General features: G+C 60.7%; 13 protein-coding genes. 6 read left to right on the top strand and 7 right to left on the bottom strand.

Translation table 11 applies throughout. The annotated features are described in order from the left end of the window. Positions 1–17: 17 nt before the first annotated feature. Genes hisA through DD235_RS12215 form a run of 4 tightly spaced genes read right to left on the bottom strand, consistent with a single transcriptional unit; the run spans position 18 to position 2,917 of the window. Positions 18–770 carry a 1-(5-phosphoribosyl)-5-[(5-phosphoribosylamino)methylideneamino]imidazole-4-carboxamide isomerase gene (gene hisA / locus DD235_RS12200; protein WP_109062377.1) on the bottom strand — a complete coding sequence of 251 codons (753 nt, stop codon included), beginning with the start codon at positions 768–770 and terminating at the stop codon, positions 18–20. Between the two features lie 44 nt (positions 771–814). Then, positions 815–1,447, bottom strand: a complete 633-nt coding sequence (gene hisH / locus DD235_RS12205; RefSeq protein ID WP_109062378.1) for an imidazole glycerol phosphate synthase subunit HisH — start codon at positions 1,445–1,447, stop codon at positions 815–817. Further along, positions 1,444–2,031: an imidazoleglycerol-phosphate dehydratase HisB gene (gene hisB, locus DD235_RS12210; protein WP_109062379.1), complete on the bottom strand. Its 588-nt coding sequence runs from the start codon at positions 2,029–2,031 to the stop codon at positions 1,444–1,446. Before hisB ends, hisH begins: the two co-directional genes overlap by 4 nt. A gap of 16 nt (positions 2,032–2,047) precedes the next feature. Beyond that, positions 2,048–2,917, bottom strand: coding sequence for a sulfite exporter TauE/SafE family protein (locus DD235_RS12215; protein ID WP_338028418.1), 870 nt, complete (start codon positions 2,915–2,917; stop codon positions 2,048–2,050). Positions 2,918–2,981: 64 nt separating this feature from the next. Here DD235_RS12215 and DD235_RS12220 point away from each other — a divergent pair, with 64 nt between their 5' ends. The 3 genes from DD235_RS12220 to DD235_RS12230 are packed head-to-tail and all read left to right on the top strand — an operon-like array spanning position 2,982 to position 5,994. Further along, positions 2,982–3,557, top strand: coding sequence for a TetR/AcrR family transcriptional regulator (locus tag DD235_RS12220; protein WP_109062380.1), 576 nt, complete (start codon positions 2,982–2,984; stop codon positions 3,555–3,557). Positions 3,558–3,601: 44 nt separating this feature from the next. Continuing rightward, positions 3,602–4,720, top strand: coding sequence for a carboxynorspermidine decarboxylase (gene nspC, locus DD235_RS12225; protein WP_109062381.1), 1,119 nt, complete (start codon positions 3,602–3,604; stop codon positions 4,718–4,720). 38 nt (positions 4,721–4,758) lie between these two features. After that, positions 4,759–5,994, top strand: coding sequence for a saccharopine dehydrogenase family protein (locus DD235_RS12230; RefSeq protein ID WP_109062382.1), 1,236 nt, complete (start codon positions 4,759–4,761; stop codon positions 5,992–5,994). 59 nt (positions 5,995–6,053) lie between these two features. Here DD235_RS12230 and DD235_RS12235 read toward each other — a convergent pair whose 3' ends face one another. After that, positions 6,054–6,671: a trimeric intracellular cation channel family protein gene (locus DD235_RS12235; protein WP_109062383.1), complete on the bottom strand. Its 618-nt coding sequence runs from the start codon at positions 6,669–6,671 to the stop codon at positions 6,054–6,056. A 234-nt stretch (positions 6,672–6,905) separates the two neighbouring features. Between DD235_RS12235 and DD235_RS12240 the strand changes: the two genes are divergently transcribed. The 3 genes from DD235_RS12240 to rfbB all read left to right on the top strand — a co-directional run bounded on the left by DD235_RS12240 (position 6,906) and on the right by rfbB (position 10,901). Continuing rightward, complete coding sequence (locus DD235_RS12240) at positions 6,906–7,928, top strand: DUF481 domain-containing protein (protein WP_162300483.1); 1,023 nt, start codon at positions 6,906–6,908, stop codon at positions 7,926–7,928. Then, entirely contained in the window at positions 7,928–9,721 is a 1,794-nt protein-coding gene (locus DD235_RS12245) for a DUF4153 domain-containing protein (protein ID WP_162300484.1), read from the top strand. The genes DD235_RS12240 and DD235_RS12245 overlap by 1 nt, the downstream gene beginning before the upstream one ends. 121 nt (positions 9,722–9,842) lie before the next feature. Further along, entirely contained in the window at positions 9,843–10,901 is a 1,059-nt protein-coding gene (rfbB, locus tag DD235_RS12250; RefSeq protein WP_109062386.1) for a dTDP-glucose 4,6-dehydratase, read from the top strand. Positions 10,902–10,931: 30 nt separating this feature from the next. On the opposite strand, the gene DD235_RS12255 is transcribed toward rfbB, so the two are convergent. Both DD235_RS12255 and DD235_RS12260 read right to left on the bottom strand, forming a co-directional pair. Further along, a complete protein-coding gene (locus DD235_RS12255; RefSeq protein ID WP_162300485.1) occupies positions 10,932–12,155 on the bottom strand; it encodes an EAL domain-containing response regulator in 1,224 nt (407 codons plus the stop codon). Between the two features lies 1 nt (position 12,156). Further along, positions 12,157–14,970 (bottom strand): ATP-binding protein, encoded by a 2,814-nt coding sequence (locus DD235_RS12260; protein ID WP_162300486.1) that lies wholly within the window; start codon positions 14,968–14,970, stop codon positions 12,157–12,159. Positions 14,971–14,982: the final 12 nt, after the last annotated feature.

Below are 14,982 nucleotides of genomic sequence, written 5' to 3' on the forward strand. Positions count from 1 at the left end.
AAGGTGTGAGCATGTCGTCATGCGGCTGCCCCACCCGACAGCTCATCTGCGCGTGCCTGTGCCGTCTTGAGGTCCAGCGTGCCTTCGTAGATGCTGCGGCCCAGGATGGCACCGCTGACGCCTTCTTCCTCGACGGCGCACAGCGCATCGATGTCGCGCAGGTCGGTGACGCCGCCGGATGCGATCACCGGGATGCGGACGTGTCGGGCCAGCCTGACCGTGGCTTCGATGTTGACACCCGAGAGCATGCCGTCACGGCCGATATCGGTATAGATGATGGCTTCGCAGCCGTAATCCTCGAATTTCTTGGCCAGGTCCAGTACGTCGTTGCGGGTCAGTTTGCTCCAGCCGTCGGTGGCGACCTTGCCGTCGCGTGCGTCGAGTCCGACGATCACCTGTCCGGGAAAGGCACTGCAGGCGTCCTGCAGGAAGCCCGGATTCTTGACGGCTGCCGTGCCGATGATGACGTACGACAGGCCCAGGTCAAGATAGCGCTCGATGGTGTCCAGGTCGCGGATACCGCCACCGATCTGGACAGGGATGTCGTCGCCGACGGCTGCCAGGATGCTTTTGATGGCGGCTTCGTTCTTCGGCTTGCCGGCGATGGCTCCATTGAGGTCCACCAGATGCAGTCGCCGGCCACCCTGTTCAAGCCAGTGGGCGGCCATGGCACCGGGATCTTCGGAAAACACCGTGGCGTCGTTCAGATCGCCTTGACGCAGGCGTACGCAGTGTCCGTCTTTGAGGTCGATGGCGGGAATCAGCAGCATGATGGCAAAGAGATGAAAGGTTGGGGGTGAGGGAAGGCGGCCGCTCAGGGCTGCCAGTCGATAAAGTTGCGATAGAGCTGCAGGCCGTGCTCTGCGCTCTTTTCAGGGTGAAACTGTGCAGCAAACACGTTTTCGTGTGCGACGGCGCAGGTGAACGCCACGCCATAGCGACTTTCGCCCACGCTCAGACCGGACTGTCCCGGTACGGCATAGTAACTGTGGACAAAGTAGAAGTATGCATCCTGCGGGATGGCATGCCAGAGCGGGTGAGGCTGGCTCTGGTGGACCGTGTTCCAGCCCATGTGCGGTACCTTGAGCGCGGCAGGGCCGTCAAAGGCCGGGCCTTCGAAACGGCGTACCTGCCCCGGCAGCAGGCCCAGACCGGGTGTGTCGCCTTCGGCGCTGTGCTCGAACAGCATCTGTTCGCCCACGCAGACGCCCAGCAGCGGCTTGGTGCGGGCAGCCTGCATGACGGACTCATGCAGGCCGGACTCATGCAGCGTGCGCATGCAATCGCGCATGGCACCTTGGCCTGGCAGGACGATGCGGTCGGCGGCGGCAATACCGTCCGGCTGGTCACAGATGCGGATATCCGCCTCGGGAGCGGCATATTGCAGTGCTCGCGCCACCGAGCGGAAGTTGCCCATGCCGTAGTTGACGATAGCGATGCGGCTCACAGCACACCCTTGGTCGATGGCACCACGCCTGCGCTGCGCGGGTCCAGTTCAAGTGCCATGCGCAGTGCGCGGCCACAGGCCTTGAACACGGTTTCGCACTGATGGTGGGCATTGATGCCGCGCAGATTGTCGATATGCAGCGTGATCTGGGCATGGTTGACCAGCCCTTGGAAGAATTCCTGCGTCAGGTCCACGTCGAAGTCGCCGATGCGCGCACGGGTGAAGGGCACATGAAACTGCAGTCCGGGACGACCCGAGAAATCCACCACGACCCGCGACAGTGCTTCGTCGAGTGGTACATAGGCGTGGCCGTAGCGGCGGATGCCGGCCTTGTTGCCGACGGCCTGCGCAATGGCCTGTCCGAGCGTGATGCCGACATCCTCGACCGTGTGATGCGCGTCGATGTGCAGGTCGCCTTCGGCCTTGATATCCAGGTCGATCAGGCCATGGCGGGCGATCTGGTCCAGCATGTGGTCCAGGAAAGGCACGCCGGTGTCGAGCTTTTGCTGGCCGGTGCCGTCGAGGTTGATGGCGACCCGGATGCGGGTTTCGTTGGTATTGCGGGTGATTTCGGCTGTACGCATGGCAGTCGGGGAAAGGTCAGGATTTCAGGGCGGTCCAGATCATATAGCCGGCAAGCAGGAACAGCACATAGGCAAAAACCCGCTTGAGTTGTCGCACGTTGAGCTTGTGTGCGGTGCGTGCGCCCAGCGGTGCGGTCAGCATGCTGGAAACGACGACCGAGAACAGGCCGGGCAGGTAAACATAGCCCAGGCTGCCGGACGGCAGGTCGGGCAGGCCCCAACCATTGTAGATATTGCTGAGCGTGCCGGACAGTGCGATCGGAAACCCCATCACGGCCGAGGTGCCGACGGCCTTGTGGATGGGCACGCCGCGCCACGTCAGGAACGGCACGGTCACGAAGCCGCCGCCCGCGCCGACCAGACCGGACAGGGTGCCGATGCCGGTGCCAGCCGCAAACATGCCCGGAATGCCGGGGAGTGTGCCGGCCTGTTCTGGGGGCTTGCTCAACAGCATCTGCAGTGCCGATGCCGTCACGAAAATGCCGAAGAAGCCTGCCAGTACCCGGGTGTCCATCATGGCGGCCAGTGTGGGGCCGATCCAGGCACCGATCAGAATGCCGGGAATCAGCATGAATGCGGCCTTCCAGATCACGGACCCCTTGCGATGGTGCGCGTACACGCTGGACATCGAGGTGAAAAGGATCGTGGTGAGCGACGTGGCGATCGCCATGTGCACCAGGTGGTCTGCCGGAAATTGCTGGACCGTGAAGATGAACGTGAAGAAAGGCACCAGCAGCATGCCGCCGCCAATGCCCAGCAGGCCCGCAGCAAAGCCCGTGAAGAGGCCTGTGCATACGAGCAGGAGAATGAGTTCGAGATGCATGGTAGGGATAAAGCGCAGTCCAGGCGCGTGCAGGAGTTGCCCGGCAACTGCCCAGTATGCCATTTTTTTCGGCAAGCGTGTGGGCATGAGGTTGACATGAAACCGTCCAGTCGGTATCTTTCGGGCCATGTCGATGGCTCATCACCGCAAGAAACAGCCGGGGATCGTGCGCAGGCAGTTGCTTGACCAGGCGGTCCGGGTGGCCGTTGAGGAAGGGCTCAGCAGCCTGACGCTCGATGCCGTGGCGCGCCAGGCAGGCGTCAGCAAGGGCGGCCTGCTGCATCATTTTCCCAGCAAGCGTGCCTTGCTCGAGGCCATGTGCGACGAGTTTCTCGTTCGCCTGGAGCGCAAGATTGCCAAGGCGATTGCCCGTGATCCCGAACCGCGCGGCCACTTTGTGCGGGCCTATCTGGAAGTCATGTCCAACCTCAAGGCCCGTGATCATGCCAAGCGCTGGGCGGTGCTGTCGGTCATGCTGTTTGCCGAACCACAACTGCGCGAGCGCTGGCAGCACTGGATCGAGGCCCGGTTGTCGGAGCATACGGCGACCGATTCGGCACTGACCGCCTGGGTCGTGCGGCTGGCGGCTGACGGGCTCTGGCTGTCCGATCTGGTCGAAGGCAAGCCTATCCGCTCGACCCAGTCCACCGACATGCGCGCCGCCATTCTGGACGAACTCAAGGCTATGACATACCGCATCTGACTGCGGTATGTCATGGCTGGATTACCCTGAGGATCAAATACCCGATGCCCATTCTGCATTCTTCCGACCTGCAGACACCCTGCTACCTGATCGACGAACAGCGGCTGCTGCGTAACCTCGACAAGATGCGCTGGCTGCGTGAGCAGTCCGGTGCCCGTGTGTTGTTGGCGCTCAAGTGTTTTGCCACCTGGTCGGCGTTCGACCTGATGTCGCAGTATATGGATGGCACGACGTCGTCGTCGCTGTACGAGGTGCGTCTGGGCCGCGAGAAATTCGGTGGCGAGACGCATGCCTACAGCGTTGCCTACGCGGACCATGAGATCGATGCCGTGGTGGCTTGCGCCGACAAGATCATTTTCAACAGCATCGGCCAACTGCAGCGGTTCGAGCAGGCTTCGCGCCACGTAATGCGTGGCCTGAGGCTCAATCCCCAGGTCAGCAACTCTCCGTATGTACTGGCAGACCCGGCTCGCCAGCACAGTCGGCTGGGTGAGGCGGATCCGGTCAGGGTTGAGGAGGTCATGCACCTGGTGTCGGGTTTCATGATCCACAACAACTGCGAAAACCGTGACTTTGCGCTGTTTGCCGAGATGCTCGATGGCATCGAGGCGCGTTTCGGGCATCTGCTGTCACGCGTGCAATGGGTCAGCCTGGGCGGGGGCATTCACTTTACCGGCGATGGCTACGATCTGGAGGCGTTTGCGGCAAGGTTGCGGGCATTTGCCGAAAAATATGGCGTGCAGGTCTATCTTGAACCGGGCGAGGCGGCCATTACCGGTGCCGCGACGCTGGAGGTGTCGGTGCTGGATGTGCTGCACAACGGCAAGGATCTGGCCATCGTGGACAGTTCCATCGAGGCCCATATGCTGGATCTGCTGATCTATCGCCTGCCGGCCCGTATCGAGCCTGATCGTGGCGACCATCGCTACATGGTGTGTGGCAAATCCTGCCTGGCGGGCGATATCTTCGGTGAGTTCTCTTTCGAACAGCCATTGCGGGTCGGGGATCGCATCTCGATTCAGGATGCTGCCGGCTACACCATGGTCAAGAAAAACTGGTTCAACGGTGTGAATATGCCGTCCATTGCAATCCGCCGGCTCGACGGCAGGATTGATCCGATCAAATCATTTTCGTATGAAGACTATGTTGAGAGCCTTTCCTGAGTAAGGCGTAATTTTTTCTATGGGGGGTGAGTGGCGAAATGAAAAGGAACGTTCTGGTCATCGGTGCAGGTGGCGTCGGTCAGGTAGTGGTACACAAATGCGCGCAGCATAATGATGTCCTCGGGGATATCCATGTTGCGTCCCGCAATGTCCGGAAATGCCGGGAGATCATCGATAGCGTGCATCACAAGCATGCCATGAAGGTTCCTGGTGTACTTGAGCCGCATGCGCTCGATGCCATGGATGTGGATGCCACCAAAGCCCTGATTCGCAGCACGGGTGCCCAGATCGTTATCAATGTCGGTCACGCCTTTGTCAACATGAGCGTGCTGCAGGCCTGCATCGAGACAGGTGCGGCTTATCTCGATACGGCCATTCATGAGGATGCCGACAAGATCTGCGAGGCACCGCCCTGGTACGCCAATCATGAGTGGAAGCGTCGTGATGCCTGCGAACAGCAGGGCGTGACGGCCGTGCTGGGAATCGGTTTCGATCCGGGCGTGGTCAATGCCTATGCGGCCCTGGCCTGCCAGGCGTATTTCGATGAGGTCGATTCCATCGACATCATTGATGTCAATGCCGGCAGCCATGGCCGTTATTTCGCCACCAACTTCAATCCGGAAATCAATTTCCGCGAGTTCACCGGCCGTGCCTGGACCTGGCAGGATCGCCAGTGGGTGCAGAATGCCATGTTCGAGGTGCAGCGTACCGATGATCTGCCCGTTGTGGGGCAGCAGACGACCTACCTGACCGGCCACGACGAATTGCACTCCCTGTCGCAGAACCTGGATGTGCCCAATATCCGATTCTGGATGGGCTTTGGTGAACATTACATCAACGTATTTACCGTGCTGAATAATCTGGGACTGCTGTCCGAAAAGCCGGTATGGCTGGATTCCGGGCAGGAAGTGGTGCCGTTGCAGGTGGTCAAGGCCATTCTGCCCGATCCCGCTTCGCTGGCCCCTGCTTACCAGGGCAAGACCTGTATTGGTGATCTGGTCAGAGGGCGCAAGGATGGCCAGGCGCGGGAGGTCTTTATCTACAACATCAGCGACCATGCCGATGCCTATGCCGAGGTGGGCAGTCAGGCGATTTCGTATACGGCGGGCGTACCGGTGGTTGCCGCGGCGCTGCTGGTTGCGCAGGGCGAGTGGGATGTGCGGCGGATGGTCAATGTGGAAGAGCTGCCGGCCATGCCGCTGATCCGGCTGATGAATGGCATGGGCTTGCCGAGCCGCATTCGCGAAGGCAGCGCAGACCGCTTGCTGGACTGACAGGGATATTCAAGGAACAGCAAAGGGGGGCAGGCCGGCCCCTCCTGGCACCGGGCGTGTCAGTGCACGTCCCGGGAATAAATGAACTTGGGCATGCTCCAGTTGAAGCGCAGGGCCAGCAGGCGCAGCAGCAGTCCTGACAGCAGCGAGACGACCATGACAATGTTGTGGTCGAATCCCAGTTGCAGGCCGCTCACATACATGATGCCGGTCAGCACGGAGACCGTTGCATAGAGTTCGCTGCGAAACAGCAGCGGGATATCGTTGCAGAGCACATCGCGCAGCACGCCGCCCACGCAGCCGGTGATCATGCCGGAAGCGATCACGATGACGAAGGGCAGTTCCATTTCCAGTGCCACATTGCAGCCGATCACGGTAAAGACCACCAGGCCGATGGCATCGAGCAGCAGGAACAGTTTGTGCAGGTGGTGCATGAAGCGCGCCAGCGCGATGGTCAGCAGCGCGGCACCCCCGGTCAGCAGCAGATAGTTGGGATGGGCGACCCAGGTCAAGGGGTAGTGACCCAGCACGATGTCGCGCGCCGAGCCGCCACCCAGTGCCGTGATGCACCCCAGCAGGCAGACGCCGACCCAGTCCATGCTGCGACGACCGGCCGCCAGTGCGGCAGTCACCGCTTCGGCGACGATGGCGATCAGATACAGAATGTAGAGCAGCATGGGGCAGCCTGGCAGGAGTAGAATCCGGGAAAACCCGTATGCTAATGCAGAATGTGCTTCCGCAGAAGCTGTGTGCCCGTTATCGGAACACTGATGTCGCCACTCGCAGCAATCCTGCCTCAGACTCAGGGTGGTGACTGTCTCCAGGCAGGGATTGCTTACATTAATCCGGTTCCGGAGCATTGCCGTTTGGCGATACGATTTCAATTTTCATTTGTCGAAGGCAAGACCACGATGCATCCCGTCGTTTCCCGTACCGTCAGGCTGATGGTTGCATGTGCTGCACTGGCATGGACGCAGGCGCAGGCCGATACGGTCGTACTGTCCAATGGAGATCGGTTGACGGGGCGCGTCTTGTTGATGGATGCAGGAAAACTGGTGCTGGAAACCGGTTATGCGGGCGAGGTGACCATCAAGTGGGATCAGGTTGCTCAACTCGAAACCGATGATCCCATGGCCCTGCGTATGCCTGGGCTGCCGGTTGATTATGAAGCTCGCCTGGAACCGACCGATGAGCCCGGCATGGCGCAATCGGTCGAAGGCTGGAAAAAATACGAAGTCGCGCTGGGTGATATCGAACGCATCGTCAGGCCTCATCCTCTGCTGGGCGACTGGTCGCTGGATGGTTCCTTCGATCTTGCAGGCAACATCACGCGCGCGGCCAACGATACCAAGGACATGCTGTTTGCGCTCGATACCCAGGCCCGGCACGGCTGGTGGCGGCACAACCTCAAGCTGGACTATGCCCGCAAGGAACAGGACGATGTCGTCAGAACGCATAATTACGGTGGTCGCTATGCGCTCGATCGCTTCCTGTCGGAAAAGATGTTCGTGCAGGGGCGCGTCCGCTACAACAAGGACTATATCGAAAACCTGACGCACCAGACCCAGTTCGGCGTGGGGCCCGGCTATCAGTTCTGGGACAATGAGCTGGGGGCCTTCTCGCTGTCCGGTCTGTTGGCACATACGCGTTACCGCTATCGCAACGATGGCGATGCCGAATTCCAAGCGTTGGGTGTCGGCTGGAACTATACGCGCTACTTCGGTGGCCGCCAGTGGCAACTGTTTACCAATGGCGACGCCTACCGGCCGCTGGGCAACGATGCCAACTACAGCCTGAATGCCGAACTGGGCATGCGCTACAACGTCACCAACTGGGCTTCGCTGTATACCAAAGTGTCACAGCATACGGTGTCGGGTGCGGTCGAGGATCTCAATGAAACCCGCTATTCGATGGGGCTGGGTGTGACATGGTGATGGCCGATACACAGGCCGTACCGGTCATGCGCGAGACTGGCAACCCACCGTGGCTGCTGTTTGGCCTGGCAGGCCTGCTGCAGGGACTGCTGCTGTGGCTCCTGTTCGATGGCAGTGCATGGTTGCGGGAGGTGTTGTCCCCCAGCCTGTTCGTTGCCCTGCTCAATGTTGTGCTGGCGGTGCCCTTGAGCCTGTACCTGACCCAGGACATTCCCGGTCTGAGTGGCCGGCGGCGCACCGGCATCGTGGTCGGCATGGCGCTCCTGCTGGCTCTGCTGGGCGCGCACGCTGGCTGGGTGAATGACAGGGACGTGATCTACCATCGATTCGAATCGTATCTGTCCAATGGGCTGCTCTACGCCATCCTGGGCTTTACGCTGATTCCCCTGCTGGCGCATGTGCACTGGCAGGGGCGCGTGCCACGCTGGTCGTATGCCGCACTGTTTGAAACGGCCTGGCGAAATGGCCTGATGACAGTGCTTGCAGCGATACTGACGGGTATTTTCTGGGGGGTCTTCGGGGCCGGGATGGGCTTGCTGGGGATACTGGGGCTGAAGGATCTGGTGCAGCACGTCTTCGAAGGCTATGTCGTCTGGCCCCTGACCATGATGGCATTTGGCTGCGCAATCGCCCTGCTGCTGGCACGCAGCCAGGTGCTGGTCACGCTACGCCGCTTCTGGCTGTCGCTCAATCAGGTGTTCCTGCCATTGCTGCTGCTGTTGGCGGCGGTATGGGCAGTGGCAATGCTGTTTACGGGCATCACCCCTTTGCTGGAGACCAACAAGGCCGCGCTCTTCATGCTGTGGTTCATCGCGCTGGCCGTGCATTTCGTCAATACGGCCTGGCAGGATGGGGAGGGCGAAGCGCCTTTTCGCCGCAGCTTGCGGAACGTCATGGGCTGGCTCTGGCTGATCCTGGTTCTGGCCGCAGCCCTGGCCGCCTGGGCGCTGTATCTGCGCATCGATCAGCATGGCTGGACGCGTGATCGCATCTGGGCGGCATTGGTACTGCTGCTTGCTGTGGTCTATGTGGCGGGGTATGCCGCCAGCCTGTGGCAGCGTGGCAGACGCTGGTTCTGGAGCGTGGCTCAGACCAACATCGTGGCCGCGTTGCTGATGTGTGTCGCATTGGTGCTGCTGTTGTCACCGCTGCTGGATCCTTCTCGTATTGCGGTCAATAGTCAGGTTGCCCGACTGGAGCGTGGCGAGGTCAAGCCCGATGAATTCGACTTCTACATGCTGCTGGAACAAAGCGGTCGCTATGGGCAGCAGGCGCTGACGCAACTGGCCGAGCTTTCCGGCTCCCCGGCTAAAGAGGAAATCGCCAGGCTGGCACGCAAAATGCAGGTCAATCGTGGCCTGACCGCAGTCGAGGATCTACCTGTTCGTACGGATGAGGAGATGCTGGCAGCCCTGAAGATTCTGCCGGGACCCGCGGCCATGCCGCCTGGCGCGCCCGAAGGGCTGATTGCTGCATTGCGTGCCCTGTCGGATACGCGTACGGAGCAGGCTTGCCTGGACGGTCGCGAGGAATGCTTGCTCTGGCCTGCGGATCTCAATGGCGATGGCCGTACCGATTTGATGCTGATTGTCGATCAGAAGCACTGGGGGCAGGTCACGATATTCAGTCAGGACGTCGAGAGCAAACGGTGGCAGGCCGTCGCCGAGGGAATCGAGGTCAATGCGCCGTGGCTGGAGGGCATGCGTGAGGGTCAGGCCCGTGTCGTGCCTTCACCCTGGCATAACATCGAGGTGGAAGGCCGGGTAATGCGCTTGCGCAGTATCGACCCCTGACACCTGGACATTGCGGCATCGCGACTACATCACCACAAACGGCAGGACGATTCCACCCGAAAGGGCGTGGTGGGTGCGCTGCGATATACTGGTTTGTTACCAGTCTACAGCATGATTCGCCATGAAAATCCTCGTCACCGGCGGTGCCGGCTTTATCGGTTCTGCCGTGGTGCGTCATCTGATCGGTCGTACGGATCACAGTGTCGTCAATCTCGACAAGCTCACGTATGCCGGCAACCTGGCTTCACTGGCCGATGCTCGCACCGATGTGCGGCATGCCTTCGAGCAGGTTGATATCTGTGATCGGGTAGAGGTCGATCGGGTCCTGCGCGAGCATCAGCCGGACGGCATCATGCACCTGGCTGCGGAATCACACGTGGATCGTTCCATCGATGGTCCCGGTGCATTCATCCAGACCAATCTGGTCGGTACGTATACGCTGTTGGAGGCGGCCCGCGCATATTGGTCGGGCCTGGCACCGGCGCGCAAGGCTGCGTTCAGATTCCATCACATCTCGACTGACGAGGTCTATGGCGATCTCGGAGAAGGCTCGGCCTCGCTGTTCACCGAAGAAACCGCTTACGATCCCAGCTCTCCTTATTCTGCCAGCAAGGCTGGATCGGATCATCTGGTGCGCGCCTGGCGCCGCACCTACGGCCTGCCGACCCTGATCACCAATTGCTCCAACAATTATGGTCCTTACCATTTCCCGGAAAAGCTGATTCCGCTGATGATCCTCAATGCCCTGGAGGGCAAGCCCCTGCCGGTCTACGGGCAGGGAGGGCAAGTCAGGGACTGGCTGTACGTGGAAGATCATGCGCGGGCATTGTGTACCGTTTTCATGCATGGCGAACCCGGTGCGACCTACAACATCGGCGGCCACAATGAGCAGCGCAATATCGATGTCGTGCGGACGCTGTGTGCCTTGCTGGATGAATTGCATCCTGACTCACCCGTGGTACCGCATGCCCGATTGATCACGCATGTTCAGGATCGACCCGGCCATGACCTGCGCTATGCGATTGATGCCGGCAGGATCGAGCGTGAGCTGGGCTGGCGGCCGCAGGAAACCTTCGAGTCCGGGCTGCGCAAGACGGTTCAGTGGTACCTGGACAACCTCGACTGGTGTCGCAGTGTGCAGGATGGCAGCTACCGGCGTGAACGCCTGGGCATGGCCTGAACTCACGGGGGCGCGGCCACCCGTGCCTCTTCAGTGCATGTGCGTGGTACTCGAGGGGCAGAGTTCACGGTCCAGCAGGGCTGTCAGTTCCGATTCCGGTGCAGGCCTGGCAATCAGGAAGCCCTGCACATAGTCGCATCCGGCATTGCGCAGGAATTCGAGATCTTCTGCCGACTCTACGCCTTCTGCCGTGACTTTCATGCCGAGCTCCTTGCCCAGCATGATGGCGGTGATGGTGGCGGCTGCCAGCGTGCCGGTGACGGCTGCACCTGATACAAAGGCACGGTCGATCTTGAGTTCCGTGAAGGGCACGGCGGTCAGGCTGTGCATGGAGCTGTAGCCGATGCCGAAATCGTCCTGGGCCAGCCCGAAACCCTTGAGCCGCAGTCGGCCGGCTCCCATGAAAAAAAGACCCGGATCGACGGTCTGGGAGCTTTCCAGCAATTCGAAGGTGACATCTTCTGCCGGTACGCCGCAGGCGATGACATGGGCGTGCAATTGATCGGGCAGGGTGGCATCGTCGAGCAGGTGTGTGGGGAGATTGACCGATACCGGAATGCGCCATCCCTGCGTGGCCCAGCGTCGGTAGGCCTGCAGGGCACCACCGAGCATGTGGATCAGCAGGGCATGATCCTTGCCATGTTCAGTGATGGCGGGCAGGAAGACGCCCGGCGATACCAGGCCGACGTCGGGATGACGCCAGCGAGCCAGGGCCTCGACGCCGACGATCTTGCCGGTACGCAGCGAGCACTTGGGCTGGAACCAGGGCTCGATCTGATGGGTGAGCAAGGCCGCATCAAGCATGGCTGAGGTCATGGCCGGCAACGACTCGGCGGGCAATACCGGGGCAGTTGCGGCAGGGCGATGGCTGTGCTGGTCGAGCGCCTTGCCCAGGCTTTGCGCATTGAGGGCGGTAAATGGTTTGGCGTAGCAATCGATGACCGTCAGGTTCATGTTGCGGGCCATGTGGCTGGCGCTGTCCATCATGCGAGGTGAACAGGCGCTGGTGATGGCGATCAGGATATCGGGATAGTGCTCTGCCAGTTCCTGGATGAACTGCATGCCATCCATGTCCGGCATGTTCAGGTCAAGCAGGATCAGATCGTAGGCGCTGTGGCCGATGCGCGCGAGTGCATCGGTGCCGCTGTGTGCCGTATCGACCTGGGCGAATCCGGCCTGTTCCAGCATGTCGCATACATGGGCACATTGCAGCGGGTGGTCTTCCAGAACAAGGATATGGTAGGGGTATCGCATATCAGGCTCTCCCGCGCACGATGGCAGCCTGGAGTGTATCGTGCAGTGTATTGATTGACAACGGACGCAGCAGCAGGTCTTCCATGCCGCAATCGCGCGCGCGCTTGCGCTCGTCGGACATGGCACTGGCGGTGACGCCATAGATCGGTGCCTTGTAGTGCTGCGAACGCAGGCGACTGGCCAGCGTGTAGCCATCCATGATGGGCATGTTGATATCGGTCAGTACCACGTCTACCTCTTCGTGCTCAAGCTGCTGCAGCGCCGACTGGCCGTCCTTGGCCAGCAGGACGGTACAGCCGAGATGCGCAAGCTGTTCGGACAGAATGCGCTGGTTGACCATGTTGTCGTCGGCGACCATGACGCGCAGGCCCAGGCTGGCCTCGAAAGGCCGGGTCGGGTTGAGTGATTGCTGCGGCTGGTGTTCTTGCAGCAGAAGCAGCGTACGCTTCAGATCCTGCAGATCATAGGCGTTGCAGTAGTGCATGAGTGGGCTGGTGGCCTCATCCGGGATCTGGCCGGGAGGTGACATGACCAGGCGCTGACCCTGCCAGTCCGGTGCCGGTGTAGCAGGCGGCCAGGCCGACAGCAGAAGTGCGCCCTTGGCCTGTGCTTCATCCCCGACCTGGAACGGCAAGGCATTGATGCCCCACTGATTGAGCCAGTCACACAGGTTGAGTATGGTTTCCTGGATGGCACCGCTGACATAGACCGTACGCGGCAACAGGAACTGGCTGGCCGGCTGGGTGCCCAGTGGCAGTGAAACGCGCAGGTCAATACTGGTGCCCAGCCCCGGTGTGCTGACCACAGACAGGGTGCCGTGCATGAGACTGGCCAGTCGCTTGCAGATGAATAGCCCCAATCCGGAGCCGGCCGGATTGTCCTCGCCCTGACTGCGGTTTTCCACCTGGTAATACGGAGAGAACAGCTTGTGCTGATGCTCGGGGGGAATGCCGATGCCGGTATCCGCTACCTGGAAACAGAGCGTCACCTGGCTGTCGTCCATATCGAGGATGCGCAGGCGCAGTACGACATGCCCACCCAGTGTGAACTTGATGGCGTTGCTGACCAGATTGTTGAGGATCTGGCGCAGCCGCAGTTCGTCGCCAGCCACCCGCTGGGGTACCCGGCAGTCTGCCACTCCATAGAGCAGGATGCCCTTGGCACGGGCACGATCGGCGTAGCTGGCGACGACGCTGTTGAGCAGATCGACGGGCGAGAGATCCGAAATCTGCAGTTTTTCGTGACCGGCTTCGGCGCGTGCCAGATCCAGGGTTTCGCTGATGGTTCGCATCAGAGTGCCGGACGATAGCTGGATGGTCCGCAGATATTGGCGCTGGCGCTGTGTCAGTTCGGTCAGAGACAGTAACTCCAGCGTGCCCATGATGCCGAACAGGGGCGTGCGGATTTCATGGCTCATGGTGGCAATGAAATCGGTTTTGGCCTTGTTGGCGGAGTCGGCCTTGTGCTTGGCGGTCAGCAGCGAACGCTCGACTTCCTTGAGCGCAGTGATGTCATTCACGGCGCAGAGGGCCACTTCATGGCCCTGATGTTCCATGGGAACGACCTTGAGGAGAATGCTGCGTCCATCACGCAACGTGCGCTCCTGTCCTGGCTCCTGGTTTTGCAATGCCTGCAGGCGCCACTGGCTGTCCTCGGCATGCATCCATTGCCTGGCCTGCTCATTGGAGACCAGGGGAACACCGCTGTTGCGGTCGATCAGGCACAGGCCCACCGGAGCGGCATCGACAATGGTCCGGGTCAGACGCTCACTGTCCTGCAGCGCGGCATACTGTGCCAGCGCGGGTTGCAGCAGCCTGCGACGGATCTGGTGCATGATGAGTGCCACAAGCGTACAGAGCGTGAGGACGGTAGCCAGTACGTGGTAGAGCGGTATATGACCATGCTCGAAAATAACGTTGATAGGGACGGAGTACACCAGCCTCCAGCCGCCTTCGCCGATGGCCTTGCTCAAGACCAGATGGGAAGGCAGTCGATTGTCCCAGGCGTAATAAAAACTGTCCTGGGGGATTTCCTTGTGGCTGTACCATTCCGGATCGAGGATTTCCCCTTCGTGCAGAACGACATGCTGCGTCGGGGTCAGCAGCACATAGTTCTGCGGATGTCGGCTGTTGTCATGCCAGCGTATGGCGGTCTCGATATTGTTGACTTCCAGGCCAACCCATCCCGCATCGGGATCCGACATGTCCAGAGGGGTATAGAGGAACAGGCGCGAGATGTCGTCGCCGGGTGGTCGCAACCAGAACAGAGGCGCATAGCCATCGGCACGTGCGGCCGTGGCGCGCGTGGCAAGGAATTCGGCAATCCAGGTCTGTACGCCGGTAGGGATGCCGTGCCCAGAACCCGTCACATAGCGGGTTTTGCCGGTCGAGATCGACGTATGCAGGATGTTGACCTGTTGCAGGTCGAGAAGCTGGCGATCACGTGCCGTCACCAGCAGGTACCAGAACGGGGCACCATCCGACGTGGCAGTCACGGGAACGACTTCCAACTGCGTGGCACCATTGCGCGGCTCAGAGGTGACCGGGGGCGTGGCTTTCCGGGAGGGCAGCATGGCCGCCGTGACCGAACGCAATTGGGCTTCACGGCGGTCGAAGAAAAACTGTGCGTCGTAGGCCGAGGCGTTCATGTCCCGGCGATAGGTCGACACCTCATTGTTGAAGGCCGTATAAAGATACAGGGCTCCACCCGCCAGAATACAGCCCACGAGTGCCAGTGCAAGAATATGCAGCAGCAGATGTGGGATGCGAGGCGGGGTACGCAGGTCGTTGGAGGGGGCGCTAAGATGAGCCTTCATGGCCTTCATGAT

The organism is Corticimicrobacter populi (assembly GCF_003123725.1).
Lineage (GTDB): Bacteria > Pseudomonadota > Gammaproteobacteria > Burkholderiales > Burkholderiaceae_B > Corticimicrobacter > Corticimicrobacter populi.

Coding starts and splice junctions, on each gene's coding strand:
- DD235_RS12235 (WP_109062383.1), bottom strand. CDS start 6,671: ATGCTGCTCTACATTCTGTATCTGATCGCCATCGTCGCCGAAGCGGTG.
- DD235_RS12245 (WP_162300484.1), top strand. CDS start 7,928: ATGGCCGATACACAGGCCGTACCGGTCATGCGCGAGACTGGCAACCCA.
- DD235_RS12260 (WP_162300486.1), bottom strand. CDS start 14,970: ATGAAGGCTCATCTTAGCGCCCCCTCCAACGACCTGCGTACCCCGCCT.
- DD235_RS12230 (WP_109062382.1), top strand. CDS start 4,759: ATGAAAAGGAACGTTCTGGTCATCGGTGCAGGTGGCGTCGGTCAGGTA.
- DD235_RS12215 (WP_338028418.1), bottom strand. CDS start 2,917: ATGGCATACTGGGCAGTTGCCGGGCAACTCCTGCACGCGCCTGGACTG.
- DD235_RS12255 (WP_162300485.1), bottom strand. CDS start 12,155: ATGCGATACCCCTACCATATCCTTGTTCTGGAAGACCACCCGCTGCAA.
- DD235_RS12240 (WP_162300483.1), top strand. CDS start 6,906: ATGCATCCCGTCGTTTCCCGTACCGTCAGGCTGATGGTTGCATGTGCT.
- nspC (WP_109062381.1), top strand. CDS start 3,602: ATGCCCATTCTGCATTCTTCCGACCTGCAGACACCCTGCTACCTGATC.
- DD235_RS12220 (WP_109062380.1), top strand. CDS start 2,982: ATGTCGATGGCTCATCACCGCAAGAAACAGCCGGGGATCGTGCGCAGG.
- hisA (WP_109062377.1), bottom strand. CDS start 770: ATGCTGCTGATTCCCGCCATCGACCTCAAAGACGGACACTGCGTACGC.
- rfbB (WP_109062386.1), top strand. CDS start 9,843: ATGAAAATCCTCGTCACCGGCGGTGCCGGCTTTATCGGTTCTGCCGTG.
- hisB (WP_109062379.1), bottom strand. CDS start 2,031: ATGCGTACAGCCGAAATCACCCGCAATACCAACGAAACCCGCATCCGG.